Origin of the sequence: Lactobacillus sp. B4015 (genome assembly GCF_026536055.1) — a bacterium.
In the GTDB taxonomy this organism is placed as follows: domain Bacteria; phylum Bacillota; class Bacilli; order Lactobacillales; family Lactobacillaceae; genus Lactobacillus; species Lactobacillus panisapium.
On the sequence record NZ_JAFNOY010000001.1, the window covers coordinates 265,896 to 291,842 of the forward strand.

A 25,947-nucleotide genomic window follows, 5' to 3' on the forward strand; every position below is an offset into this window, starting at 1 on the left:
ACTTCAACATTTTTGAACATCATTTACTAGGACTAATTATTGTTCCATCCCCATGCATTAAGTAGGAGGACACACTGTCTAATGAGGTTATGACAGCTTTCTTCTTGGTTGACTCTACGAATGAAACCGCAGCTTCAACTTTAGGCTTCATCGATCCACTAGCAAATTGGTTTTCTGCCAAGTACTGCTTCATTTCTGAAACTGTGACATCATGCAACTCTTCTTGATTCGGTTTTTGATAATTTAAAGTGACATACTGTACTGCTGTCAAAATAATCAATTCATCTGCCTTTACTAATTCTGCTAATCTAGCAGCAGAAAAGTCTTTATCAATCACAGCTTCAACACCATGAATCTCATTATTTCTTTTGATAACTGGGACACCACCGCCACCAGCTGCAATTAAAGTAATACCTTTGTTAACTATCTCCTTAATTGCATCAGCTTCCAAAATGTTAATTGGCTTTGGTGATGGAACCACTCGTCTATAACCACGACCGGCATCCTCAGTTATTTGCCAGTCAGGATGATCCTTCTCAACTTCTTTTATTTCGTCTTTGCTATAAAAAACTCCAATGGGTTTTGAGGGATTCTTAAAAGCCGCATCTTGCTCATTAACCACAGTTCTTGTTAGCATTGCCATCACATTTATTGGAATGTTACGTTTGTCTGCATTCATATTTAACGCATTAGCTAGCCAAAGACCAATTTCACCTTGTGTCATTGCACCAACAGTATCTAACGGCATTGCAGGATTATTTTTAGTACTACCATCTAGTTGCTGTAACAATAAGTTACCAACTTGAGGGCCGTTTCCATGAGTGATAATCAATTGAATATCACCCTTAGAAATAAAATCCATCAGATAACTTGCCGTTCTGTTTAGGGCTTCCTGTTGTGCCCTAGCCGATGGGTCATTTGTTAAAATTGCATTCCCACCTAATGCAACAACAATTCTTTTCATATTAACTCCAATTTTTATATCTTCAATTTACCTAGTGCCAAAGCAGCGATTGCACCGATTGCTAATACGGCAATAATAACCATAAATAACCATTCGAGTTTGCCGACGCTGTTACCCGTTTCTTTACGTGCCTTGTAGTACAAGACAAAGCCTATTACATAAGCAATAGTGCATAGCCACAAGAATTGCAATCCCGCAAAAATCATGCTAAGAACTTCAAAAACTAAGGCAATTAAGCCGGGAATAATGACCTTTAATTCCTTTTGCTGCAAACCGAGTTTCAATTGATAAGCACCAACCAAGGCATAGCAAACAGCGATAGCAGATGTACATAAAGAGTATGCAAAGTTATATGCTTGATCAGTAAATAAAAGGGTTATTAGAAAGAGTTGAATTAAAATTTCGGTTAGCCATAAGGAATTTGAAGGGGCACGATGTTTATTCAACTTGCCAAACCATTTTGGCAAAAGTCCTTGTTCCGCCATCAGTGACGTCGCTTCAACTGGTAGCATTGTCCAAGAAAGCCATGCACCTAAAATCGAAATAATTAGACCAATTGCAATGAAGGCTCCACCTATTGGCCCAGTCATTTCTTTAAATAGGTAAAGTAATACTGGGTGCCGCATTGTTTGCAATTTACTTAATGGCAAATAACCATAAGGTAGGATTGAAACTACGACATAGATACTTAAGAGTGAAATCAATCCGATGATTGTTGCCTTACCAGCATCAGATTTTTTCTTTGCCCGGGCAGCCATTGTTGTTGCCCCTTCAATACCGACAAAGACCCACATCATAACCATCATACAGCCTTTGATTTGCTCGAAAATACCTGAAGCAGTTGCCTTGGAATATGTCACGCTTCCCTGAAGATTAGTGGACATATTAGCCCAAAAGTGGCTAGTAAAAACGCCAGCCTTGAAGTTGATGATTGCGATCACAATGAAAGCAAAGATTGGAATCATTTTAGTAACGGTTACGATTGCGTTAATGATTGCAGCAGATTCAATTCCCCGGGTAACCAAGATTGTCAATGCCCACGAAATTAGTGAAGCAATGATAATTGCACTAACACTATTACCCGATTTTAATGAAGGGAAAAAGTAACCAAACGATGACATGAGCATTGTGGCAAAAGCAACATTGCCTAGCCAAGCTGAAAGCCAGTAGCCCCAGCCTGAAATAAAGCCAACAAAGTCACCAAATCCGGCACGAGCATAGTCTGATACACCAGTTAATTCAGGTTTATTCAAAACTAAATGATTTAAACAAAGTGCCAGCATCAAAATTCCAATTCCCGTAATTACCCAAGCAATTAATGCTGCTCCTGGAGTAGCTGCTTGAGCTAGTGTTGACGGTAAATCGAAAATTCCTGACCCAATTGCGGAACTAACAACTAAGGCAACTAGGGCCGGCAGGGCAATACCATTTTCTTTGGAATCAGCCATCATTTTCTCCTGCTTGTTCAAGTTCAGGTACAGCTGGAATGAATAAATTACCTAACGTAGCAGCCATAATCGCTTTAATTGAGTGTTTGCGGTTTTCTGCTTCTTCGAATTGACGGGCATATTCACTTCTGAATACCTCATCAGTAACTTCCATTTCGGTAATACCGTATTGTTCCTTAACGTCCTCACCATATTCTGTATTAGTATCGTGGAAAGCAGGCAAACAATGCATAAAGATAAGTTGGTCCTTTGGTGTGCCTGTCTTCTTCATCATTTCCATGTTGACTTGATATGGCTTCAATAATTTAACCCGATTTTCCCAATCAGATTCGCCCATTGAAACCCACACGTCAGTGTAGATAACATTGGCGCCTTTGACACCTTCATCAATATCAGCAGTAATCAATAATTGCGCACCAGATTTAGCCGCAAACTTATTAGCTAAATCAACTACTTCTTGAGCTGGGTGGAGTTCTTCCGGAGCGACAATATGAATGTTGACACCAAGCATGGCACCAGTAACTAATAATGAATTAGCCATATTGTTGCGACCATCACCAACAAATGAAAGAGTCAAACCACGTAAATGACCAAAGTTTTCTTTAACGGTCATAAAGTCGGCAATCATTTGTGTTGGGTGCCACTGATCAGTTAAGCCGTTCCAAACAGGTACACCTGAATATTTGGCCAAAGCTTCAACATCAGATTGCTTGAATCCTCTGAACTCAATTCCGTCAAACATTTTTCCTAAAACAATCGCTGTATCTTCAACGGATTCTTTTTTACCTAATTGAATGTCATTTGCACCCAAATATTCTGGATGTGCGCCTAATTCAATGGCCGCAGTGGTGAAAGCTGAACGTGTTCTGGTTGATGTTTTTTCAAATAATAATGCAATGTTCTTGCCTTCCAAATAGCGGTGCGGAATATTATTGTGCTGCAATGTCTTTAAATGAAGACCAAAATCGACTAAATATTGAATTTCACCTGGGGTAAAATCTTTTTCCGCTAATAATGAACGACCTTGAAATACTGAGTTAATTGCCATTGATAAACCTCTTTACTCTCTTTTTTGAATTAGTTATAAATCTTCACGCCATAATGGTTGTGACATACAACGAGGGCCGCCACGACCGCGTGATAATTCGCTTGAAATAACTTCGTGAACCAGAATGTCATGCTTTCTCAGCATTTCGTTGCTGACATAATTACGGTTGTAGGTAACTACTTCACCCGGAGCAATTGTTAGCGTGTTTGAACCGTCATTCCATTGTTCACGCGGAGCAACAATGTCATCACCGTTACCAGTTAAAATCAAATCTAGTTCTGATAAATGCAAAACTTGTTTCAGAGTTTCGCCCAAATCAGTGTGATGTTCCATTCTTACTTCACCGTTATCACCAGGTGTCAAAACAAAAATATTCATTTTGCCAGCTTCGTCCATGATGCCTGGGAAAACGGTAAATTGATCTGTGTTAACCATCGTAAAGACCGTATCTAGGTGCATCATTGCATGATTATGTGGAATCTCAATTGCCACTACGGTATCGAAGTGACTATCTTTATTGGTAAAGAGTTCTTTAGCTAAGCCTTCTACTGACTTAGATGAGGTTCGTTGGGAAACACCAATAGCTAAAACATGATCGTTCAAGACCAGTTCGTCCCCGCCTTCAATTCTGGTGGTGTGATTGCGACTACGCCAAATATCTACTTTGCCAGCAAAACGAGGGTGATATTTCATCACAAACTCGGTAAACAATGATTCAGGGCGCCGAGCAGCAAATGTCATGCGGTTAATGGTAATACCTGAACCAATTGATGCTTGTGGATCACGTGTGAAATATGCATTAGGCAGTGGATCAAGTAGAAACGGATCGCTAGCGTCACTACCTGCTAAATCATGGAGTGATTCGTGTTTAACATCCAAATCAACTTCATTACGCCGAACGCCGCTGTACAGTTTTTCCACCATGTCTTTAGTTTCTAAATTTATCAGATATTCATACAAAACATCATGCGTAGTCCCTGAACCATAACCGTGTTCGTCAAGATACTGTTCTAAAAACTGTTCTTTAATATCATCATCTTTTGAGAGCGCCTCAACTGCAAGATCATCAATATATAATGTTTCCACGCCATTTTTTCTTAATGTTTCAGCAAAATAGTCATGCTCTTTCTGAGCAATTTTTAAAAAAGGAATATCGTCAAACAAAAGCCGCTCCATCGTATCTGGTGTAATATTTTCAACTTCTTCACCAGGTCTTTTTAGTAAAACCGTCTTCAATTTACCGATTTCCGAATTAACATTAATTGCCGGATTATCCATAATTGCTTCTCCTTTGTAAAGTAATGTAAAATCATAAAAAGCGCTTTCATTAATTTACGATTTTATTATCACAAAAAGCAATTATTGTTTAAACGGTGTTTTAGATAGACTTTTTTATCCAATTGGATAAATACATAAAAGCAGTGCAAAAAAATTGGTCTGGAAAATGTTCTCCAAACCAACATAAAAGTTTTGAACTTGATACGGTGTGAACCCTAAAATTAGGACAGTTTAATAAATTTTAACTAAGGACTAATGCCCGATATTCAAGCGGACTTAGTCCTTTTACTTTGATTCTTTGCTTGTTGTAGTAACTGATATATTTTTTGATTGCTTCTTCCAGCTCCTTTAGATTCTTAAATTGGCCTTCAAAGCCATAGAACATTTCCCGTTTGAGTATGCCAAAGAACCCTTCCATTAATTCGTCATCTAAGGAATTGCCCTTACGCGACATGGATTGTTCAATTCCATGGTCTTTTAGCCAAGCTTGGAATTTAGGATGCTGGTACTGCCAGCCTTGATCTGGATGAAAAATTAGACCATTTAATGCTGGATGCTTGCGCCAAGCCTGTTTTAGCATGTCCATAATCTGTTTAAGGTTAGGACTGCGGGAAATGGAATAGGCAATCACCTCTTGCGTGCAGCCATCAACAATGGGTGACAGGTAGGTCTTCTGACCGTTGAGTTTTAACTCGGTCACGTCTGAATACCACTTATGTTCCGGGTAAACTGCGCTAAAATTACGTTTAATCAAGTCGGTCTTAATTAGACCCTGGGTGCCGCGATAGCTATTATACTTATGCCAGCGTTTACTGACGATGCCAAAGAGTTTCAGCTTGTTCATCAAGCGTTGTACTTTTTTGTGATTGACTAGCCAACCACGCCGTCTAAGTTCCAGAGTAATGCGCCGATAGCCATATAGTTGACTCAATTCTTTATGCCCAATGCAATAATTGTGCCAAAGTTTGAAGATTTTAATTTTATCTTGTTTAAATAATTTATTCATAATAAAAACTCCGAAACTGTTCCAATTTCGGAGTTCAATTCATAGATGCGGGGCTATTTCTTGTATATATTATTTCTTAGTTTTACTATTGTTCATCAAGCTTTGAATATTTTATAAGTAAAAAAGTGGTATAAAATTATACCGCGTTTTGGCATTCATGCAATCCAACTGATATCAAGACTTTAGTGCCCTACCTTGAGAAGATATAGGTTTTGAGCGTATCTGACACGATTGTAGCTAATACCGTTTACTGCAACTAAATTAAGTTTACTAACCTGCATAATTTTACCAACCAATTTAAAGTTTATGTAGCAGATGAATCCCGGCCTAGCAGTACTAAAATGGCTCTGATCAAGGCTTCAAAAGTTAACATGGCGTACCAACTATATTCCCACCTACCTGTACTTAAAAACAGAACTAAGCAGCATTTCAAGCAAAACCGACAAACACATTCACGGTTAACGCAAGATTTACATAGAATCAGTCTTTAGTCACTAAAAAAATATAAATGGTATGCTCCGCTCAAGAGAAAGACAAAAATTAAAAACAAATTAGGACTAATGCTAATGCCATGAATTTGAATATATATTCAAAAATAAAAGAACTGAATGATCAATACTAGGAAATAAAAAGCAGGTAAACAACCTTTTTCAGTGTATTACCTGCTCCTTTTTATTCAAAGAGCTAATTTCTTCCCCTACTCTCTCTTTTTAAAAAATTAATTAACATTTTTGTCAGATTTAGAGTAAAAAGATATTATATAATTAAGCTCTTTATATATTCAAATAAAAAATAATTGAATAAAATTCAGATTATAAGATTACAACAATTAAATCTCTTAACAAATCCATAACTATGCTCCTTTCCATTCTATTATGAGTAAAAATTCAACTTATAAAGCTATTTTACTTATTATTTGTAAATGTAATTATGCTTCAAACTGAATTCTTCTCATATACTAAATCTTAAATTTCAACAAATCTATATTATTACTAATTAGTTATTCTGTTACTTTTTTTTCGTATTTGATAATAAACTTTTAGAAATCTAAAAGGTAATAATAAATATTTTAGAAACTATAAGATAAATCGGAATATCAAATGCTGTTTTCTTATTATATTGCTAGTATAAAAAATGTAACATATTATACTTTTGGATATTTGGCTTGAATTGATTTATATTCCGTCATAAAGTTTTGCTTAGCATATTTGTAAGAAAATAGTATACCAAACAAGGTCTAATTTATTTGAGATTAAATAAAATATAGGGTTAACATTGTTTGCTTAATAGCTGATAGTTTTTATAATGTGTTATAAATCACAAATAGCTCTAGCTACTTTTTACTAACTTTTTAACAAAAGTATTGTAGCCTGCCTTGTTTAAAAGTTTACGAATCAACTTTGCATCACTAATTTTATTGTTCATTAAACACTCATAATATTCAACAAGTATTTTGGAAAAAGCAAGTTCTACTGTGATAGGTAATTTTTTTAAATATTTTAAAGCATCCGTACAAAAATTTGCTTTTCTATTTTCAAAACACCAATTTACATAATTTATCATTAATGCGCTTATTTCCATCAACAATTTTTCACCAAGCCTATCAATATCTTTATACCTTCTTATGATGCTACTAACTATAAAAGAAGCTTCCTCAAAACTATAAACACGTATTGTATTTGCAATAATAGCTAATCTTAGATTTTCATTTTCATCAGTATCTTTTTGGAAAATAATTTTCTTTATTTCATTTTTTTCCTTTTCAGTTAGTTTTTTAAGTGCATCTGCATCATGAGTATTAGCAATTAATTTGGTCAGTAATATTTCAGACTTAATAAACGGAGTATTAGGTTCAATTTTTTCTAATTCATTAATAATGATATTAATTTCTGAATCATTATCTTCATTCGCTGCTTTAACAAATCTACTTAATAAAATATTTATTTTCTTTTTATTCCAATTTTCTTTTTTTACATCAGAAAAAAAATCTTCAAGACTAACATTATGTTTTTGTAAAATTTTAATTAGTTCCTCTGCGCCAATATCGTGAAGCCCACGCTCAACTTTTGAGTAAAAAGAAACCGAAATTACTCCTGCAGCCATCTCTGTTTGAGTCAGTCCAAGATCATAACGCAATTGTTTTAACTTTCTCCCGATATATCTCATCTCAGCAATTTCCTTTCTCTGTTTTATATAGTTAATTATGGACATTTAGCTTAAATTATTCAAAATTATTATTTTTTTCTAATAGTTTTGTTTTTTTTAATTATCAAAAACTAACTGTAATCCTTTAAGTTTGCTATAATCAAGGTAAGTAGTAGATTTTTTCAATATCAACTGAAATTAAATTTTTGAGGAATTTATATGCCTAAATTTCAAAGCAAAAAATTAGTTAAGGAAGTCGTCTTACGCGATCCCGTTCATGATTACATTCATATCGAGGATCAAATAATCCTAGATATTTTAAAAACTAAAGAGTTTCAACGAATGAGACGGATTAAACAATTGGGACCATTAGCCTACGTTTTTCCCGGTGCTACTCATACACGTTTCGAGCATAATCTAGGAGTCTATGAATTAACCCGCAAAATTTGCAACATCTTTGCTACCAAGTATCCTTCACGAGTTCCCGGCGACGGACTATGGGATGACAATAACCGCTTATTAGTCGAGTGCGCGGGATTATTGCATGACATCGGTCATGGACCATATTCCCATACTTTTGAGCATCTTTTTGGCACAGACCACGAAAAGATTGGGCAAAAGATTATCACTGACTCTAGTACTGAAATCAATCAGGTATTGCGCAAAGTAGCACCTAATTTTCCCGATTTGGTTGCTAGTGTTATTGCCAAAACTTACCCTAACCCACAAGTCGTTAAAATGATCTCCAGCCAAGCCGATGCTGATCGGATGGATTATTTAAAGCGTGACGCCTATTTCACCGGTGTCACTTACGGCGAATTTGATCTTTCACGAATTTTGCAAGAAATCAGACCATACAGTGGAGGAATTTGCTTCACAATGGCTGGAATGCACGCAGTTGAAGACTATATTGTCTCGCGTTATCAGATGTATCAGCAAGTCTACTTTCATCGCGTTGGCAGATCAATGGAAGTAATTCTGCAACATCTGCTGGAACGAGCCAAAATGGTTTACCAACAAGGAGCGTTGCGGGTGACGCCTAATCTAGCCAACTTTTTAGCCGGAAATTGGACCCTCGAAGATTATCTTAAACTAGACGATGGCGTTATGGAAAGTAACTTTTTAGAATGGACCCAGGCTAGCGACCCAATCTTAGCTGACTTAGCAAGTAGCTACTTATTCAGAAAGCCTCTGGAAAGCGTCTGCATTGATGAAGAAACCAAAAACTTGCTTCCTAAACTGAAGGATTTGATCAAGCAAGCAGGATTTGATCCACTTTATTATACCGACACTAATTCTGCCTTTGATGAGCCTTATGATGCGTATAAGCCGAGTGGTAAAAACGCCAACAGCCAAATTGAAATTATGCAAAGCGACGGACAGCTAATCGAGTTGTCACAATTAAGTCCATTGGCTCGTGCACTTAATGGCACACTGCAAGGAGATGAACGTTTTTTCTTCCCTAAAATTATGATGTCAAACAGTGCGGAACCACAGATTTTTGATCCACTTTACCAGCAATTTCAGCGCTACGTTAAAAACGGCAAGTTGCGCTATTTGAGAAAACCAAAAAATAGTAAAAAATAAAAAAATGAGTTCCGAATAGAACTCATTTTTTTGATAGATTATTTTATTTAAACATTCATGTGCCCAGAAATGGAAGTATCAGTTACCGGACTAACACTGGTATCAATTCCAACTTTCTCAGATAACTTAGCCGCCAGAATTTGAAAAGGCACGATATAGAAAATTGGTGAAAGCAGTTCAGAAGTCTTTACACTCAATTTCAAATCTTTTTCGGTTGCCTTAAATTGCTCTCCAGAAATCACGAAAACATGCTTAGTATAGGCACGACGATAATAAGCACTTATCTCTTGCAACCGTTCAAACTCAGGCCCAAGATTGCCACCAATCAAGAAAATATAATTGTCTTGATTATAAGCACGCAGCGGTCCATGAAGCTGCTCTTCTTGTTCATAAGCCGTCGTTGGACGTCCAAATGTTTCAAAAAATTTTAGCCTAGCTTCTAAAGCTGTCGGCAAATTAACGCCATAGCCAGCAATAGAGGCCTTTTGCATGTCAACTAACTCCGCTTGTTGCTTTTCATACCACTCAAGGCTTTCCTTAACTACGATTGGAAAATCATTGACTAGCTGCTGAGCTTGCTCAATTAAATTATCATACTTAGCTTTACCAATTTGCTCTGATTGATAAGCAATTTCAACAGCTAACAAATAGAACTGCAGCAAAGTTTCAGTATAACCACGTGTTTCTGGCCCAACCTGTTCTTCTTCACAAACCAAATGAACATAATGATCAGCAATTTTCGTAATGGCTGATCCCAGTTGCTCAGTAATACCTAACGTAGCATATCCGCTCTGCTGTGCATGTCGCAGTGCATCACAAGTAGAAATACTATCCCCATGTTGTGATAAGCCAACCACTAGAATCTGATCATTTCTAAAATTACTGCTAGGGTTAATGTTCTCCGAATAAGTAAAAACGGTTGGTTCTACTGCAACGCCTTCAACATGTAAAAGCTTAACAAACATATTGCGGATTACTCTCATGGCATTGTAAGAGGTACCTGATCCCGTAAAAATAACTTTCTTAAAATCCTTTTTTAGCCAAAAAGCAATCAGCTCTTGACCATATTCATCCCTTTCGGCAATTGCTCGTTGCAAAACTCGTGCAGTGTCTTCAATATGTCCCATCATTGATAATTTTGTCATGTTTAAAACTCCTCCATTTTTATTGTTTGATGCGCGAGTTTACGCATCTGCATTACGTATGTCTGTTCTTGTTTTCTCAATCCGAGTATTTCAGTAGCTTTAGCCAACCTTTGATAAATAATTAGTTGTTGTTGTGGCTCACTTGCTACGGATAATTGTTGTTTTAGTTGATCTAACAGTTTTTTATTGGGTGCCAAATATACTTGATATAATTCATTTACCTCATCTTGAACTTCTTTTAGGTGACAATTTTTAAGCAAGTAATTTGCCAGTTTATCTGCCTCTTTACTACTTTTTTTATCCAAAAAGAAAATGTAACAACGCATTAAGCGAATTAATACGGCCTGTTCCGAATCCAACTTTTTATATTTAGCAATTAGCAGATTAACCATTTGCTTAATCTTATCTTCATTACCATATGCTAAATAATAATCTAGGCTTAATAGTCTGCGTGTCTTGACCGGTAAGCAAATTAATGAAATTGGGCCATTTAAAAGCTGAAAATATTGTTTTTGTCTACCTGCCTTTTGCAGACGTAGCAATTCAGACAATAGTCTTTTTCTTAAACCTGATTCTGCCACCCAGCTAAACGATAAAGCCGCAACTAGCAAAAGCACAATCCATACTGTTTTCATTCAATTTACCTGTCTTAAAGCAACCCTAGCGCAACAGCTACAATTCCTAGGATAATTAGCCCAATCAAAATGACGGTTCCGTTGACTTTCTTTTGTAACAAGCCATAGCAGCCAAAAGTTAATAGCAATGGCAACAAATCGGGCATCAAGGAATCAAGGGTCTGTTGCAAACCAACCTTGGTCCCACCTAATTTCATTACTAACGGTACTTTAATAATAACCATCGAGGCAATCATTGCTCCTACAACAACCAAGCCTAATATCTTAGCCGCCTCAGTTAATTTTTGTAGAGTGCCATTTTCACTTGCTTCAGCTAGAAACTTATTGCCGCCCTGATAAGCCAATTTAAAACCAAACCAACGCAAAAGTTCACTCGGAATTACATTAATTAGGAAATAAAGAATAGGTCCTAGAATGCTGCCTTTGACAGCCAAAGGGGCACCAACTCCTACTCCAATAACACGCAATGTTCCCCAAAACATAGAATCGCCAATTCCGGCGAGTGGACCCATCAAGGCAGTCTTTACCGAATTAATTGAATTGGCATCAAATTTTTCCGAATTAGCATTTTGCTCTTCCATTGCACAACTGATTCCTAAAATTAAGGGTGAAGTCGAAGTTGAGCAATTGAAAAATTCTAAATGTCGCTGAAACCCCTTCTGCATTTCCTGGTCGTTATCCCCATACAACCTTTTAATGACAGGAGTCATGGCCCACGCATACCCCAATGACATTTGACGTTCATAATTAAAGGATCCTAAGAGTTGATAATGACGCCACATAACACGGCGTAAATCCTTTTTAGTTAACTTTTTCTCTGTTTGTGTCGCTTTAGAATCAGTCATTACAATAAGTCCTCCTCATCATTTGCAGCAGGCTTAAACTCATAATAAACATAGGCAATAATTAGGCCAAAAACTGCTACTCCAATCATCGGAACTTTCAAGAAAGCAACAAGACCAAAACCTAAAAACAAAAATGGTGCATACTTTTTGTCATATGTTAACTGCATTAACATTGCTATTCCTAAAGCCGGCAATAAATTACCTGATTGGGTCAATCCATCTTGAATAACTTTAGGGATTGCTTTAACGATCAATTTAATTACTGGCGCGCCTACTAAATAGCCCACAATTATCGGAATAAATTTAGCCAAAAACAGCATTGCCGTGCCAGACCACTGACCAATTGCAATTCCTTTCCAGTTTTTTCTTGCCACCTGCCGATCAGCATAGTGAGTAAAAATAGCGTTAAAACTGCCAATTGCGATTGCAATCATCTGTGCAATCAGGGCAATTGGTATGGCTAAAGTTAATGTCGTTTGCCAATTAGTGCCGGTTTTAATTGCCAAAGCAGTTGCTAGGGCCGAACCAACCACAACATCGGGTGGCGTAGTGGTACCAATACCAACTAACCCCATCCAGACTAGCTCTAGTTGTCCACCTAATATTAGTCCAGTGGTAAAGTCTCCCATCACCAAGCCCACAAGTGGTCCAATAATAATCGGTCGATCAAGCATATGCTGGCCGCCAATACGGCTTTCCATGTAAACGCCGGCACCAATCAGTGCAACTAAAAATGCCTGTAACATTGTTTACCTCCTTTCAGACTTTATTTAGTAAAAGCCTTTTCGATTCCCGCAAAATTCAGCTTTTCTGCTGTTGGTGTTACCTGAGCAAACACTTCAACGCCTTGCTCTTGCAATTCCTTGGCACAAGCAAATTCTTCTTGGGTCATTTTTACCTGTGGTAAGACAGCTACTCCGTTTTTTTCGTGAATACCAGCAGTGCCAACATTTACTTTTGCAATCCCAGGGACTTCTTTTTTCAATTTCAGAGCATCTTCAACATTAATCGTGACTACGAAAATCTTTTTATTGGCATACTTAGGATTATTTAGAATTTGAGCGGCTGATTTTAGGTCTTTAATTCCTAACGTTACTCCAGCTGGCTTAGCTAATTTCATCGTCATTTTAGTCATTGTGTCACTAGCTGCATGATCATTAGCGACTAGTAGAATATCTGGCTGCAATTGATTAGTCCAAGATACGGCAACTAAGCCATGAACTAATCGATCATCTGCACGTAATAGTGTAATCATTCCAAATCATCCTCCTTCAACAAATCATTTACGTATACGAGTTGCTTTTGAGCCTGACTAACAGCTAAACGAATCGTTTCATCTGACAATGTTTGGTCAGCATTTAACACAAGTTCTAGTACTAAGGCCAAATTAATTCCGCTAATTACTTGGCAGTGATATTTCTTAATTAAATTAACTGCTTCGCGATTTACGCTTCCTCCAGGCATATCAGTTAAAATTACTACTTGCTCATTTGGCATCTGATCTAACATTTGACTTAATTCATCAGTAAAATTAGTTTGCTCATCAACGTAAGCATTAATAAATTGCACATTATTAACTGAGCTATCAAAGAACTTGAGTGAACTCTGATACCCGTTTGCTAAATAACTATGGGTAGCTATGATAAATTGGCTCATTGATTACCTTCCTTTCAGTAAGTTCGATTTTTTAAGTAAAATGTTAGCGCCAACATTAAAACTAGCTTAAATATACTACTGTATATACATTTATGCAAGGGTATTTTTTGCATTTATTGACATAAGTTCCTTTTATCATGCATTTTAGCCAGTATTAATTATTAATGTAATAATTTTTATGTTTATTGGTATATACATTTTATCAAATAGCAATAAAACTTTTTTGCTTAAATGTCATTCCATTATTTATAATTAAAGTAACGTTTATTGCAAAAACTAAATTCCAAACCATTAATTAAGGACAAACAAGTGAAAGCTAAATATCAAAAAGTAGAAGATTTTTTTATTGAAAAAATCAATAAGGGCTTACTTAAAGCCGGAGATAAGTTGCCGCCAGAAATTACAATCAGTGCAAAATATGGCTATAGTCGAATGACCGTTAATAAGGCCATGAAGGACTTAGAGAAACAAGGCTATGTTACGCGTATTGCTGGTCGCGGCACTTTTGTCAAAGAAAAAAGTGTTTTACGCCTATTAACTGATAACATCAGTTTTAGCGACATCATTAAACAGCAACGAATGACTCCAGGATCCACGCTTATTTCATACAATTTATTACCCAGTAGCAAAGTTCCTTCGGCAACTGAATTTGAAACGCCAATTAATAAATTTCACCATACAGTAAGACTGCGCACTGGTGATGATAAGCCGATTGCAATTACGGAAGACTACTTGAATGCGGATTTAATCACTAATATTGACTTCAACCTTCTAACAACCTCACTTTATTCCTATTTAAAGAAGCTAAAGTTACCAGTTATTCAGAACTTTGTTGAAATTAAGGCAGTAAGAGCAACTAAAGAGCAACAGAAGGCCTTAAATTTAGACGTCGATTTTTTATTAATGACGCTTGCTAATGCAGATACAATCACTGCCAGTAATCAACGTGTCCCCCTAGGTGTGTTTGTTTCTTATTACAATCCCGATTTTTATACTTATCGTTTCAATGAAGCACAATAATAAAATTAATTACTAAAATACTCAGCCTTACCTTAAAAGGAAAACTGAGTATTTTTACTATAATTGAAAAAAATGGATAAAAATATTTTTACTATTTATATTGACAGTTACTTATTTATCAAGGTTTACGCTAGAGCTTCTAGAGGATATTTGGTAAACTTGTGTTTAGTAAAATTTGAACATTTCATGTTTTTCATCAAGATAAAATCAGATTTATCTTAAGGAGTTGCCATTTTGTCAGCTATCAGAAAAGAAGAGTTAGTAGCAAAAGATATTCAATATAAAATCGACCAGGGACTAATCAGCAGTGGACAAAAGCTGTCAGAACGCAGTATTGCCAAAGAATATGCCATTTCTCGCGGAACAGCGAGAACAGCGTTGCAAAGATTAGAAAAAGAAGGATTGATTAAATCTAAACAAGCTGTTGGCTACTTCATCAATCAACCCAAAAAAGAACCATTATTAAACTTTATTAATTATTTTTCTGATAAGTTTGCCGCTCTTTCGATGCTCAATGAGGCTCAAACCATTAATATTCTTTCCACCAAATTAATTGATACAGACAAAGAATTATCCGAAAAGTTAAAAGTAATTTTAGGGACAGTCTTCTTATTAGTGTCGCTGCAGATATTAGAAACAGATTCCAACAATTACACACTTTGTCGCGTTTTTATTCCGGCGAAAATTTCTTCTACTATTAATGAAGAACAGATTATGGCTTTAATTAAAAAGCAGCTGCAATTAGCAATTGATGCCGAAGTAACTATGAACCTTAGCTTTGCTGATGATAACACAGCAAGCTTCCTGCATGTGCCTAATCACAGTGCGCTATTAACTACAAGCACAATTTTTAAGGACAAAAATAATCAAACATGTTTATTTTTAGAACAGTTCAGTGATGCCAATCACGCCGTTAGCATCATGCCGTCAGAAATTATTAGCAGAAAGCTTGGTACATTTAATGAATAAGTTAGCTTATAAGACACCGCTATATGAGCAAATTGAACACATTCTTTACGAAAAAATTCAAACACAAGAATACCTTCCCGGACAAAAAATTCCGAGCGAACGAGAACTGGCCGAGCATTATAAGATTAGTCGAACTACCACTAAACACGCCATCAATTCTCTCGTTGAACAAGGTTTATTAACACGTAAATTGGGCAAAGGCACTTTTGTAGTTTCTGGTATCGACCAACGCTTTAACATTTCCTTTCAAAATTCACGTTCATTAACAAATTCACTTTCTTCAAGCGGAATCAGTATTGCAAATAAGCAAATCAAATTTTTTACTAGCATTGACTCTGCTTTTTTACGGCAAAAGCTGTGTCTAGCAAACGATGAGCCTGTGTTCGGCGTACAGCGGCTCAAGTTGCACTGTGGCAAGCCCTTTGCCCTTGAAAACTCGTTTGTTCCTGGAGCTTTATTTACCGATTTTTATGAAATTGATTTTAATAATGTCGGCTTGTACGACTACATGGAAAGTAAAGGTCATAACTTGGAGAATTACCAAGTTTACCAGCAAATTGAAACTTTGATGCCTGAAGAAGCAAAACTATTAAATGTTGCAGAAGATTCATATGTTATCAAGTCTTGCTACTCTAGTGCCGATCAGAACCAGCAAATAATCGAGTATACCGAAAGTTATGTAAAAGCCAATAAGGGCATTATTCAATACCATTTAAATTTCAAATAAATTATGAAAAAGACGTCTTAATCAAGTCGTCTTTTTTAGTAATGGCAATGAAAATACTAGTTCTGCCCCAAGCACCATAACTCCACAAACTAGAAAAAGTACTTCATAGTTAGAATTATCAATGATTAATGCACCAAAAACGGGCCCGATTGCTTTTCCAAGTGCGCTAAAGACCTGTACTTTGCCCTGATAATACCCAGTTAGATTAGTCGGTGCGGCAAGGTCAACGAAGCTGGCTACGCCAGGAAATAGAAGGATTTCTCCAAGTGTTAGCAAGCACATAGATAATAAATAAAGCCAATAATGGTGTTTAAACGGTAATAATAAAATGACAAAGGAATTTACTAGCAGTAACGCCCCTAAATTAAGCCTGCCACGAAGATGTTTAAGCAACCAATCATCAAAAAAAGTGACTAAGGGCTGAAAAACAACAATCAAGACCGCATTGAGTGTCCATAATAAACTATATTTTTTCACTGGAAAGCCAAGTTCAACCATATAAGCTGATAAGTTGCTCTGCCATTGTTCATACACTAGCCAACAAACTAGTGTCAAAAACAAGACTCCCAAAATTTGCGATGTCATTTTCCCCTTGTGCGCTGTAAAATTACGCTTATTCTCAGTAACAGAGCGGGCAACATTATATTTTTTATAAGCTACAAGTAAAAATAATATTTGAATGCTAGTTGCAAGCGCAAAAACATAACCAATTCCTAACGGTAAAATGTAACCAACCGTTAGGGTACCAAATACAAGGCCAAAATTAGCTGCAAAATACAGCAAGTTAAAAACATAGCTTGATCGCCTATTTTTTACCCGTGTTGCCAATGAATTCTCACAAGTTACAGAAATGCCATTGGCAAAGCCAGAAAGGATGAGCAAGATGGCATAAAACGGCCAAGTATGCAGGAAAATCAGTCCACCAAGTGCAAAAATATTTAAGCCAATACCGAGTAAAATAGCGTAATACGGCTGCCACTGATCAAATAATTTTCCCCCGATTAAACTTCCGAGCATTGTGGCAAATTGGTTAAAAAAGAGAACCAGCGAAGCAATAACTAAGCTTTTGTGTAAAGTTTCGTGAAGATAAATCGTATTTAACGGCCAAATAAAGCTCATTGCTGTGTTCGTAATCAAAACACCTACCAGAAGCCATTTAAGTGAGACAGTTTGTTTTTGATTAGTCATTTTTCACCTCTTTAATTCGCTAACCGAAAGAAAAAGAAATGAGTAGTTACGGCACTCATTTCTTTTCGTTAATTTAATAAATTGACCTGGCTATACTCCTAGAACATTAAAGTAGGCGCCAGCAATGCTGACAATGAGGACAATCAGCATAATTAACAACGGATTCATTTTCTTTTTTAACATCCAATACATGATGCCAAAAAGCGCAAGGGTTGCTAGTCCTGGGGCTATTCCGTCAAGTAAATTTTGAATTGTTTGTGCGCCCTTACCTGAACCAATTTTTGTCACAAAATTAACTTTAGACATACTCATCGTCATGCCACCAACAACCATGATCCCCATGATTGAAGCATATTCCATTACCTTATCCATAATGCCTGATTGCTTTAGCTTATCAATCACGTTAGAACCCAAGCCGTAGCCCAAAAAGGTCATAATATAACGAATAATAAAGTGCGGGACATCAAAAATTAACAAAAATAGAATTGGGCCTAAAATATTGCCTTGCAGCGCTAAGGAAGTACCTACACCTGTGGCAAGTATACGTAAAGTGCCCCAGAAAAAGGCATCCCCGACACCAGATAGTGGTCCCATCATGGCCAGTTTGACCGCCGAAATTGATTCCGTGTCAAAATTTGGGTCACTTGCATTCAATTCTTCCATTGCCGTTGCAATTCCTTCGGGTAAAGTAATGATATAAGGAGTAACATTATAAACTTCCAAATTACGAGTCAAAGCTGCGGATAAATCTTCTTTTTTCGGATAAAGCTTTTTTAAAATTGGGATCATCGCATAAGTGTAACCAACATTCATCATTCGTTCATAATTCCATAAATGTTCGGTAGGAATGCTGCGCCAAAAAACCTTTTGTAAATCCTTTTTAGTTATTTTGCCTTTATATTGAGGCTGAATTTTAAAACTCATCGAACCCATCTCCTTGTTCTTCACTTGAAGTTGTTGAACTAGTTGCTACCTTCGTAGAATTGCCATTTCTTTTTTCAATAAAGATATACATAACAATAATGATTAATGCTGCAAACAAAGCCACTCCCGTAGTTGAAAGATTACCGTAAGCAACCATAAAGAAACCGATGAAAAAGAACACAGCAACTTTTTTATTCATAATCATCTGGGCTAGCATGGCAAATCCCAAAGCTGGTAATAGGCCCGAAGCAATTGTCATCCCAGTTGTAATAAATTTTGGCATGTTGCTTAATAGGGTTGTTACCGCACTTTGACCAAAATAAAAAGCTGTCGGAACAATAATTAAACCAGGTAACTTGCCAACATAACCCCCGATAATCATGTTGCGTGCGATTGCTCGTGTATTTGCATCTTGAGCATTTTTATCAATCCGGTGAACAAAGATTAGTTTTAACGGTTGACCAATAGCTGTTTCTAAAGCTAAAACGATTGTGGCGATTGGAATTCCTAACGTTAAAGCGGCCGCAGAATTTGCGTGGGCTTGGATAGCTAATGCCGTGCCTAGAATTGTTCCGGAAACCATATCAGGTGGAATGTAAGCTCCAATTGAAACCGAGCCAACCATTGCTAATTCCATGGCACCACCCATAATAATTCCATCTTTCAAATCTCCTAAGACTAGTCCGGTCAGCATCCCCATGACCAATGGACGCTGAATCAAGCTAGTACCAGTAAAAGCATCACTGTAGCCAATTAAGGCTACAAGAAAAATCAAAAATGTTTTTAAAATCATCTAGAACATCTCCTTTGTCGCTCTAAATTACATTCTTTGCTTCAATCCTATTTTCAGTCGGTACCATCTGAATAAAGACATCAACCCCTGCATCAATTAGTTCCTCAATTGTTTGTCTTTCATCGTTATTGATGTAAATACTATTACTTATTTTTTCTTTTCCCTTTGCAAATGAAATATTGCCTAAGTTAACCTGCTTAATGTTGAAGGTGCGTGCTAATTTTGCCGCAATTTCAACCGTCTCACAGATAACAAACAAAGTGTAATTATCAGTCTTGCCACTTTTAATGACATCTATTGCTCCCTGTGTATCCTTGACTACAACCTTAACGCCGCTCGGTTTTGCCAAAGCAAGCATCTGCAACCGTAATTTATCGTGCTTTAAAGTATCGCTGACCAATAACAGAGCATCTGCACCAAGTGTACCGGTCCATGAAACCGCTACTTGTCCATGTAAAAGCCGGTAATCAACCCGTATCATTTTAATCATTCAAAACATCTCCTTTAACTGCTAACTAAAAGTCATCGCTAATTGTTTCCGTCTCAGTCTTAATTGTTTGATTAATATCCTGAATACCGTTTTTTGCTTCCCGAATTGCCTTTGCAATCGTTGCTTCTAAGTCTTGTTCATTTGAAAGTAAAAGTTGGACTACCATTGGTAAATTGACACCAGCAATTAACTGTAAATTTTTATGGGTTGGGATCATCTTTGCCAAAGCCGTGTTGACACTACCTCCGACAATGTCAGTCAGTACTACGACCGGCTCAATAGGATGTTTTTGTAAAAAGGTAGCAATTTCATGTTCATAATCAACTTGCTCTTTAGTATAAGCTGCAATCGCATGCAGGTTTTCTTGTGGTCCCATAATGAACTCGGCCGTCTTTTTGACGCCAATTGCCATTTGTTCATGTGTGCAAATTATTACCTGAACCATTCTCTACCTCCCCTGATTGTCATAGTTTTTGGTTGGAATCATATTCATAAATTTAGTCGCCAGTGGATGCGCATCTTCTCGCTTTAAAGCAGGCATCATGCTGGCCACTATTATTTGGAAAAATGGAATTGTTGCCAATGAGCACAAACTATTAATTGCAGGTAGCTTGATATTAATTACATTAGGCTGAACTTTGTCCGAATTATATGTAATAAGGTAATGCCGTGCAGTGACAGCAGCCAAACTGGTATAAATGGCAGCAATTCTAGGACTTGCCTGCGGATTATCAATTAGAAAAATGCTATATTGCGGACTTAATTGAATATCGGGTCCATGCATAAACTCTTCAATCTCGTAATGTAATGTCGGTATTTTTAGTGTTTCTTGAAACTTTAAAGCTGCTTCGCGAGCAACACCAAGATTCATATTATTACCACAAATAAAAGTTGGGCCCATTTGTGCTAATTCCATAAAATGATCGTTAACAAATTCAAGAGCAGTATTGATTGTTTCAGTCATAATTTCGGGCAGCTGTAACAGGTCATCATCGCTGTCAATCGGCCTTTGTTCTCTTTGCGCAACTTCATTTGCAAATAAGACCAGATACATCACCAAGGTAGAAAGCCCCACTGTGACGTACCCCACAGTTTCCTTACCAACACCATAATCAATCGCGATGTCAGCCTTTTGTGCCACCTCACTGTGTGTATTTCCTGTTAAAGCAATGGTTCGACCATTTCGCTCATTAACGAACTTCATTGCATGCAAAATATTAGTTGAAGCCCCACTTTGAGAAACAAAGAAGGTAAAATTATTCATGTTTTTACTAGTTCTGGTTAATTCAAACAGTTCTGGCGTAACGACCTCAACTGAACGAGCTAACCGCATTTTTAAGTAAGGTTTAGACATCATTACCGCGTTAAAAGATGACCCCGATGCAACTATGGTAACGCTTCCATTTTTCTGCTTAAAAAAAAGATTGACTAATGGGGAAACTAAACTGTTCTTATCAGCTATATTCTCTTTTAATTTAGCTGGTGTTACTTTCACATAATCAAGCATTTCCATGACTAATACTCCTAATCTAGCTTAATAAAGTAAACGGGATACACTGTATCCCGCCCTCTGCCAATCACCAGTAAAATTAGTACTCGAATTGACGATAATATCTTCTGTAGTTTTTATTGTGCTTTGTGTAAACCTGATAATGATTGGTTAACCGATCAGTTAATAGTGAATTTACAATCCATGGAATTACTAATGGACGAAATTCGTCATCAACACTCAGACTGTATTCCTTCGTGTCAATCACATAATGTTCTGCGCCAATCTTTTCACAAAAACGTTGCACCCGAACATCTTGCTTTCTAAATTCATCTTCACCTTCAACGATAAAGACCGGTACACCTTTTTCGACCAGTTCAAGTGTTCCGTGGAAAAACTTGGCACTAGTAATTGGACGAGTCCTAATCCATTGCATTTCTTCAAGAAGACATTCAGCAAATAATTCGGTTTCTCCCCAAAGTGCGCCAGAACCTGTAAAAATCGTGTACGGTGCCTGGTAACATTTTTGAGCAATCTTATCGGCTTTAGGTTCAAACTTTTTACGAATTGCCAATAAATCCTTGAATACGCCTTTTAGTTGATCAGCAAATTTAGGGTATCCTGCGAAATCACCGTGCTTGTATAGTAAGCGATAAATTAACATTGCTTCTGCCATGTAATAATTTTGCCCTGACCCGGTAGAGCCATTAACTTCAATAACATTTGGTGCTAGCCCACCAAGCTCACCGCTTTTTTTCGTAAATGCAATTAAGCGAATATTAGCTTTAATCAACCATTTAGCAGCTTCAATAATTTCGGGCGTGTTTCCGCTATCGCTTGCCGTTATTACAATTGAGTCTTGGGTTAAGTCGCGTGGATGCACACTATTCAAGTCGGCAGCGTTAATGCACTTAACCGGTAAAGCAGACATTCTGTTAGCTGCATAAGCAAACTGGTACAATTCGAACTCAGTTCCACCAATGCCCATTAAGTAAATATTTTTATAACCTTCAGTCGATAACTTGTCCGCCAGCGCCTCAATTTCAGGCCGCTTTGAATAGACAAAATCGTCATCGGCAAGGTATCCATCTTGATTAAAATCGATTAATTCTACTTTTTCAGTTTCCATTTTGACCTCCCAAAATTAAATTAAATTTCAAAATTGGACTCTTTTGAATCCCTATTTCAATTTTAAGTATACCAGTTGTTCTGATTAATTCAACAGCTTTTTTTAAATCGCTTACACTTTTTTAGATTCTGTGAGATTTACTTGGTGTAAATAGACTTTAACTAATAAAAAGACCACCTTTTGCATAAAGATAAAAGGTGGTCACTATTTTGATTTAGTTTACTTGTTTACTCGACTTTGTAAGGTGGATCTCACGGTCGAATAACTGTTTCATCTGGGAATTGAAATTGTGGGCAATAAACAACACCGTTGACGATGTATTGGTCACTTCACGCAAAATTGCCATTGTCGCTTTTTGGTCAATTGCACTTGTGCCCTCATCAATCAGGATAATTTTACTCTGATGGACTAAAGCACGAACCAGTACAATTTTCTGTCTTTGTCCACCGGAAATATTTAGCTTATTCAAATCAATTCGTTCATTCAATCCCTGATCAGATTTGGCAATATCGCTGTCCAAGTGTACTTTTGCCACTAAACTTGGTAGCCGGACTTGTAGCTTTTTATTAAACATTGTCATGTTATCAGCAATGCTGACGGGAAAAAGCACGGGATCTTGTGGAATGTAACCGATTTGACTCATATCAGGGTTAATTATTTTGCCATTTTGATCTTTAAACACTATTTCACCCGTATTTGGCTTAATCTGCTTTAAAATCAACTTGAATAATGTCGTCTTACCGGAACCGGAATCACCGGTAAATAAGATTTTCTCACCCGGCTGAATAGCAATATCTGGAAAGAACAGATTTTCACCGTTATGAAACTGTAAGCTGAGATTGTGGGTACTAAATGCAGCTGGTGTAGCATTTCCTAGCTCCGGTTGTGGCAGAAGGCGACAAGTTGCCGCAATCTCAGTATTCAATTTCTGTGCGCCCTTTATTTGCCCATACGCATCAACCATCTTGCTAATCGCAAAGTTCATGTAGTACTCACAGTTAGACGCTGCCACAATTACACCAAAAGCTACTTTCCCATTTAAAAATAAGAAACCGGCAAGAAGAAACAACATCAAAGAAAAGATCACTTCAATTAGACTATTGATACTTGATAGGCATTGCGTGAAACCAGTTTGCTTCACATTGGCATCTTCTAATTTTTTGGCCGCTTTAGCCGTCACCTGAAATAATTTTTCACCTGCTAAATAACGTCTAATTTCGTCTAATCCGTTAAGCCACTTATTCAAACAATCAAGATATTGCTGGTTGCTAGTCGAAATCTGCATTGTTGCTTTTTGTAACGGTTTAGCAATTAGTTTCGGTACCAACAGCGAAACAAGCGTCATTGCAATAATTGTTATTAGTAAGCTCCAATGAATTGTAATTAATAAGATAAAAACAAGCACTAGTGTGACTAGACCAGAAACAAAGCCAATAAAAGCTTCCAGATAATTTTCGTTATTTTGCACTAAATCATTAGTCAAGCGATTTTGTACTTGCGCTACCGGATGATCTTGACCATCTAAGTAATAATGGTCAGTAATTTGTTCACGTAAAGCAACATTGTACTGTTGCTCTTGCTTGATAATTAAATAGGAATTTAGGCCCTGAACTAGGTAGTTAAACAAAGCTAAACCAAATTCGATTGCAATAATGCTAAAGCAGGTTCGGGGATCATTATTTTTTAATGCTGTCGTTTCAATAATTAATAGTTGAGTATCAAAAATCATGGAGGCAAATATGAAGACAACGTTAATCATTATCCCAATAAATCTTACCGGATTTATTCTAAAAAATGCTCTAATTGTCATTGTTATTAGCCTCCTTACTGTTGGTAGTTAAATGAATTTGTCTGTCAAACTGTGCAATTAATTCGGGGCTAAAGTTATGTGCAATCATTAAAATCGTTGCGTTTGTCTTGAGTAATTCACTAATAATTTGTTTTGTACCCTGACGATCTATTGCACTAGTAGCTTCATCTAGCAGCAAGAATTTGGTCTCGTGAATTTCTGCGCGTGCTAACACCACTTTCTGTCTTTGCCCGCCAGACAAATTAGGTTGATCTAAGTCAATAACGGTGTTAGCTCGAGCCGGAAACTTAGTTAAATCTGGGGCCAGCTGCACTTTTTGTAAAACTTGTTTTAGTTTACCGTTAAGTTGCTGATTAAACATCGTAATATTATTCGCAATGGTTGTGGGAAAAAGACTAGCATCCTGAGCGATATACCCAACTTGGGCATTTTGCGGTTTAATTAACTGCTGATTAGTCGCTTTGAACATAACTGAGCCTGCACTTGGCTTAATTTGGTTCAATAAAACTTTAAATAAAGTAGACTTGCCCGTTCCCGAGTCACCCGTTAACAAAACTTTTTCTCCTGGTTTAATTTCAAAATCAGGATAAGTTAGTTTTTCACCATTTGCGTGCGTAACAACCAAATTATGGCTTTGGACAGCATCAACAATAACTCGCTTATTAGTTATTTTGACTGGTTGAACTAGTGTGGCAACTTGTTTACGCAATTCTGCAGTCGATTTTATTTTAGTAATCGCAGTTATAACTTGCCAAAGTCCATTAAAAATTATTGAAACAAAGCCAAGACTTGTTAGCCAATCTCCGATTGTAATCTGCTGCGAAAAATATAAAATAGAACACCAGAAACAAATACCAACTTGACCAATTGAATTGCCAATACCATTAATAATTTGAGCTTCACCACTAATTTTTCCCTGGGTGATATTCGCATCGGCCAAAGCCTGACTTTTTTGCTTAACTGCTTGCTTCAAGGTCTTTTTGGACTGGTAGCGGCGAAGTTCACCCAAACCAGAAAACCAATTGCTAATCGTATTCAAAAATGTTGAATTCGTTTTAGCTACAATCGCGGAAGCTCCGGCCAATCTTTTCTCCAGAATCTTAGGTAATAGCAGAACAATGATCGTAATTAAAATCGTGGCAATTACAATTGACCAGTGCATTGTCAAGATGGCGGTAATGGCTAATATAACTCTTAGAATCGTGCTCCAAATGTCAATCCATGGTTTAGCATAGTTATCGGTTAAAATCTTTAAATTATTGCCTAGTTGGTTCGCCATTTCAGCTACATTGACCGATTTTTGGCCGTAATAATGCTTCATCATGTGCGTTCGAATTTGATGAAGATAATTTTGAATTTGCTGATTAAAAAGATATGTTCCTAGAGGCAATAGAAAAAAGGTAAATAGTCCCATAATAGCAATAATTACGAGCCACATGACCGCATTAGTCCAAGCTTTTTTGGTTAAATTATCGGTTGCAAATTTGATTAAATAATTATTGAGGGTTTCTGCAATGGCATACAAAACATAAGCAAGCATGATAAGCATCCCACGGGGAATATTCGACTTAAACAATTCTTTTATTGACATGGCTTTCTCCTTTATTTTCCATGCACTTATTTAAACTTAAGCTTTTTATCATGTAAATAA

Annotated in this window: 24 protein-coding genes and 1 pseudogene; 4 read left to right on the forward strand and 21 right to left on the reverse strand. The window is 36.8% G+C overall.

Features of this window, described 5'->3' with window-relative positions:
• Positions 1-19 precede the first annotated feature (19 nt).
• From arcC to J3U71_RS01370, 6 genes and pseudogenes are all read right to left on the reverse strand, one after another.
• Positions 20-964 (reverse strand): carbamate kinase, encoded by a 945-nt coding sequence (gene arcC / locus J3U71_RS01345; RefSeq protein WP_267392397.1) that lies wholly within the window; start codon positions 962-964, stop codon positions 20-22.
• A 14-nt stretch (positions 965-978) separates the two neighbouring features.
• Positions 979-2,412 (reverse strand): arginine-ornithine antiporter, encoded by a 1,434-nt coding sequence (gene arcD, locus J3U71_RS01350; protein WP_267392398.1) that lies wholly within the window; start codon positions 2,410-2,412, stop codon positions 979-981.
• Positions 2,405-3,460 (reverse strand): ornithine carbamoyltransferase, encoded by a 1,056-nt coding sequence (argF, locus tag J3U71_RS01355; RefSeq protein ID WP_267392399.1) that lies wholly within the window; start codon positions 3,458-3,460, stop codon positions 2,405-2,407. Before argF ends, arcD begins: the two co-directional genes overlap by 8 nt.
• A 33-nt stretch (positions 3,461-3,493) precedes the next feature.
• Entirely contained in the window at positions 3,494-4,738 is a 1,245-nt protein-coding gene (gene arcA / locus J3U71_RS01360; protein ID WP_267392400.1) for an arginine deiminase, read from the reverse strand.
• Between the two features lie 241 nt (positions 4,739-4,979).
• A pseudogene (locus J3U71_RS01365) lies at positions 4,980-5,672 on the reverse strand (IS3 family transposase); the annotation flags it as partial.
• A 1,401-nt stretch (positions 5,673-7,073) separates the two neighbouring features.
• Positions 7,074-7,910 (reverse strand): helix-turn-helix domain-containing protein, encoded by an 837-nt coding sequence (locus tag J3U71_RS01370; RefSeq protein WP_267392401.1) that lies wholly within the window; start codon positions 7,908-7,910, stop codon positions 7,074-7,076.
• Between the two features lie 198 nt (positions 7,911-8,108).
• Between J3U71_RS01370 and J3U71_RS01375 the strand changes: the two genes are divergently transcribed.
• Positions 8,109-9,476, forward strand: a complete 1,368-nt coding sequence (locus J3U71_RS01375; protein WP_267392402.1) for an HD domain-containing protein — start codon at positions 8,109-8,111, stop codon at positions 9,474-9,476.
• Positions 9,477-9,523: 47 nt separating this feature from the next.
• Here the strand turns inward: J3U71_RS01375 and J3U71_RS01380 are convergent, their stop codons facing one another.
• Genes J3U71_RS01380 through J3U71_RS01405 form a run of 6 tightly spaced genes read right to left on the reverse strand, consistent with a single transcriptional unit; the run spans position 9,524 to position 13,757 of the window.
• Positions 9,524-10,621, reverse strand: coding sequence for an SIS domain-containing protein (locus tag J3U71_RS01380; protein WP_267392403.1), 1,098 nt, complete (start codon positions 10,619-10,621; stop codon positions 9,524-9,526).
• A gap of 2 nt (positions 10,622-10,623) precedes the next feature.
• Positions 10,624-11,256: a hypothetical protein gene (locus tag J3U71_RS01385; RefSeq protein WP_267392405.1), complete on the reverse strand. Its 633-nt coding sequence runs from the start codon at positions 11,254-11,256 to the stop codon at positions 10,624-10,626.
• A 14-nt stretch (positions 11,257-11,270) separates the two neighbouring features.
• Entirely contained in the window at positions 11,271-12,101 is an 831-nt protein-coding gene (locus J3U71_RS01390) for a PTS system mannose/fructose/sorbose family transporter subunit IID (RefSeq protein ID WP_220220147.1), read from the reverse strand.
• On the reverse strand, positions 12,101-12,847 hold the full coding sequence (locus tag J3U71_RS01395) for a PTS mannose/fructose/sorbose/N-acetylgalactosamine transporter subunit IIC (protein WP_220220148.1): 747 nt from the start codon (positions 12,845-12,847) through the stop codon (positions 12,101-12,103). The genes J3U71_RS01390 and J3U71_RS01395 overlap by 1 nt, the downstream gene beginning before the upstream one ends.
• A gap of 20 nt (positions 12,848-12,867) precedes the next feature.
• Positions 12,868-13,356, reverse strand: coding sequence for a PTS sugar transporter subunit IIB (locus J3U71_RS01400; protein WP_267392407.1), 489 nt, complete (start codon positions 13,354-13,356; stop codon positions 12,868-12,870).
• On the reverse strand, positions 13,353-13,757 hold the full coding sequence (locus J3U71_RS01405) for a PTS sugar transporter subunit IIA (protein WP_220268480.1): 405 nt from the start codon (positions 13,755-13,757) through the stop codon (positions 13,353-13,355). The genes J3U71_RS01400 and J3U71_RS01405 overlap by 4 nt, the downstream gene beginning before the upstream one ends.
• Before the next feature lie 309 nt (positions 13,758-14,066).
• Here J3U71_RS01405 and J3U71_RS01410 point away from each other — a divergent pair, with 309 nt between their 5' ends.
• The 3 genes from J3U71_RS01410 to J3U71_RS01420 all read left to right on the forward strand — a co-directional run bounded on the left by J3U71_RS01410 (position 14,067) and on the right by J3U71_RS01420 (position 16,473).
• Positions 14,067-14,777 (forward strand): GntR family transcriptional regulator, encoded by a 711-nt coding sequence (locus J3U71_RS01410; protein WP_267392409.1) that lies wholly within the window; start codon positions 14,067-14,069, stop codon positions 14,775-14,777.
• A gap of 234 nt (positions 14,778-15,011) precedes the next feature.
• Complete coding sequence (locus J3U71_RS01415; RefSeq protein ID WP_267392410.1) at positions 15,012-15,746, forward strand: GntR family transcriptional regulator; 735 nt, start codon at positions 15,012-15,014, stop codon at positions 15,744-15,746.
• Positions 15,739-16,473: a GntR family transcriptional regulator gene (locus tag J3U71_RS01420; RefSeq protein WP_267392411.1), complete on the forward strand. Its 735-nt coding sequence runs from the start codon at positions 15,739-15,741 to the stop codon at positions 16,471-16,473. The genes J3U71_RS01415 and J3U71_RS01420 overlap by 8 nt, the downstream gene beginning before the upstream one ends.
• Positions 16,474-16,494: 21 nt before the next feature.
• Here J3U71_RS01420 and J3U71_RS01425 read toward each other — a convergent pair whose 3' ends face one another.
• The 9 genes from J3U71_RS01425 to J3U71_RS01465 all read right to left on the reverse strand — a co-directional run bounded on the left by J3U71_RS01425 (position 16,495) and on the right by J3U71_RS01465 (position 25,887).
• Positions 16,495-17,661 (reverse strand): MDR family MFS transporter, encoded by a 1,167-nt coding sequence (locus tag J3U71_RS01425; RefSeq protein ID WP_267392412.1) that lies wholly within the window; start codon positions 17,659-17,661, stop codon positions 16,495-16,497.
• A 90-nt stretch (positions 17,662-17,751) separates the two neighbouring features.
• Complete coding sequence (locus tag J3U71_RS01430) at positions 17,752-18,585, reverse strand: PTS system mannose/fructose/sorbose family transporter subunit IID (RefSeq protein WP_220220155.1); 834 nt, start codon at positions 18,583-18,585, stop codon at positions 17,752-17,754.
• Entirely contained in the window at positions 18,575-19,378 is an 804-nt protein-coding gene (locus J3U71_RS01435; RefSeq protein ID WP_220220156.1) for a PTS mannose/fructose/sorbose/N-acetylgalactosamine transporter subunit IIC, read from the reverse strand. The genes J3U71_RS01430 and J3U71_RS01435 overlap by 11 nt, the downstream gene beginning before the upstream one ends.
• Positions 19,379-19,400: 22 nt before the next feature.
• Entirely contained in the window at positions 19,401-19,868 is a 468-nt protein-coding gene (locus J3U71_RS01440) for a PTS sugar transporter subunit IIB (RefSeq protein WP_220268485.1), read from the reverse strand.
• 25 nt (positions 19,869-19,893) lie between these two features.
• Positions 19,894-20,313, reverse strand: a complete 420-nt coding sequence (locus tag J3U71_RS01445; RefSeq protein ID WP_220268486.1) for a PTS sugar transporter subunit IIA — start codon at positions 20,311-20,313, stop codon at positions 19,894-19,896.
• Between the two features lie 3 nt (positions 20,314-20,316).
• Positions 20,317-21,381: an SIS domain-containing protein gene (locus J3U71_RS01450; RefSeq protein WP_267392413.1), complete on the reverse strand. Its 1,065-nt coding sequence runs from the start codon at positions 21,379-21,381 to the stop codon at positions 20,317-20,319.
• A 76-nt stretch (positions 21,382-21,457) separates the two neighbouring features.
• Positions 21,458-22,486, reverse strand: a complete 1,029-nt coding sequence (locus tag J3U71_RS01455) for an SIS domain-containing protein (protein WP_267392414.1) — start codon at positions 22,484-22,486, stop codon at positions 21,458-21,460.
• 214 nt (positions 22,487-22,700) lie between these two features.
• On the reverse strand, positions 22,701-24,296 hold the full coding sequence (locus J3U71_RS01460) for an ATP-binding cassette domain-containing protein (RefSeq protein WP_267392415.1): 1,596 nt from the start codon (positions 24,294-24,296) through the stop codon (positions 22,701-22,703).
• Positions 24,286-25,887: an ATP-binding cassette domain-containing protein gene (locus J3U71_RS01465; RefSeq protein ID WP_267392416.1), complete on the reverse strand. Its 1,602-nt coding sequence runs from the start codon at positions 25,885-25,887 to the stop codon at positions 24,286-24,288. Before J3U71_RS01465 ends, J3U71_RS01460 begins: the two co-directional genes overlap by 11 nt.
• Positions 25,888-25,947 lie beyond the last annotated feature (60 nt).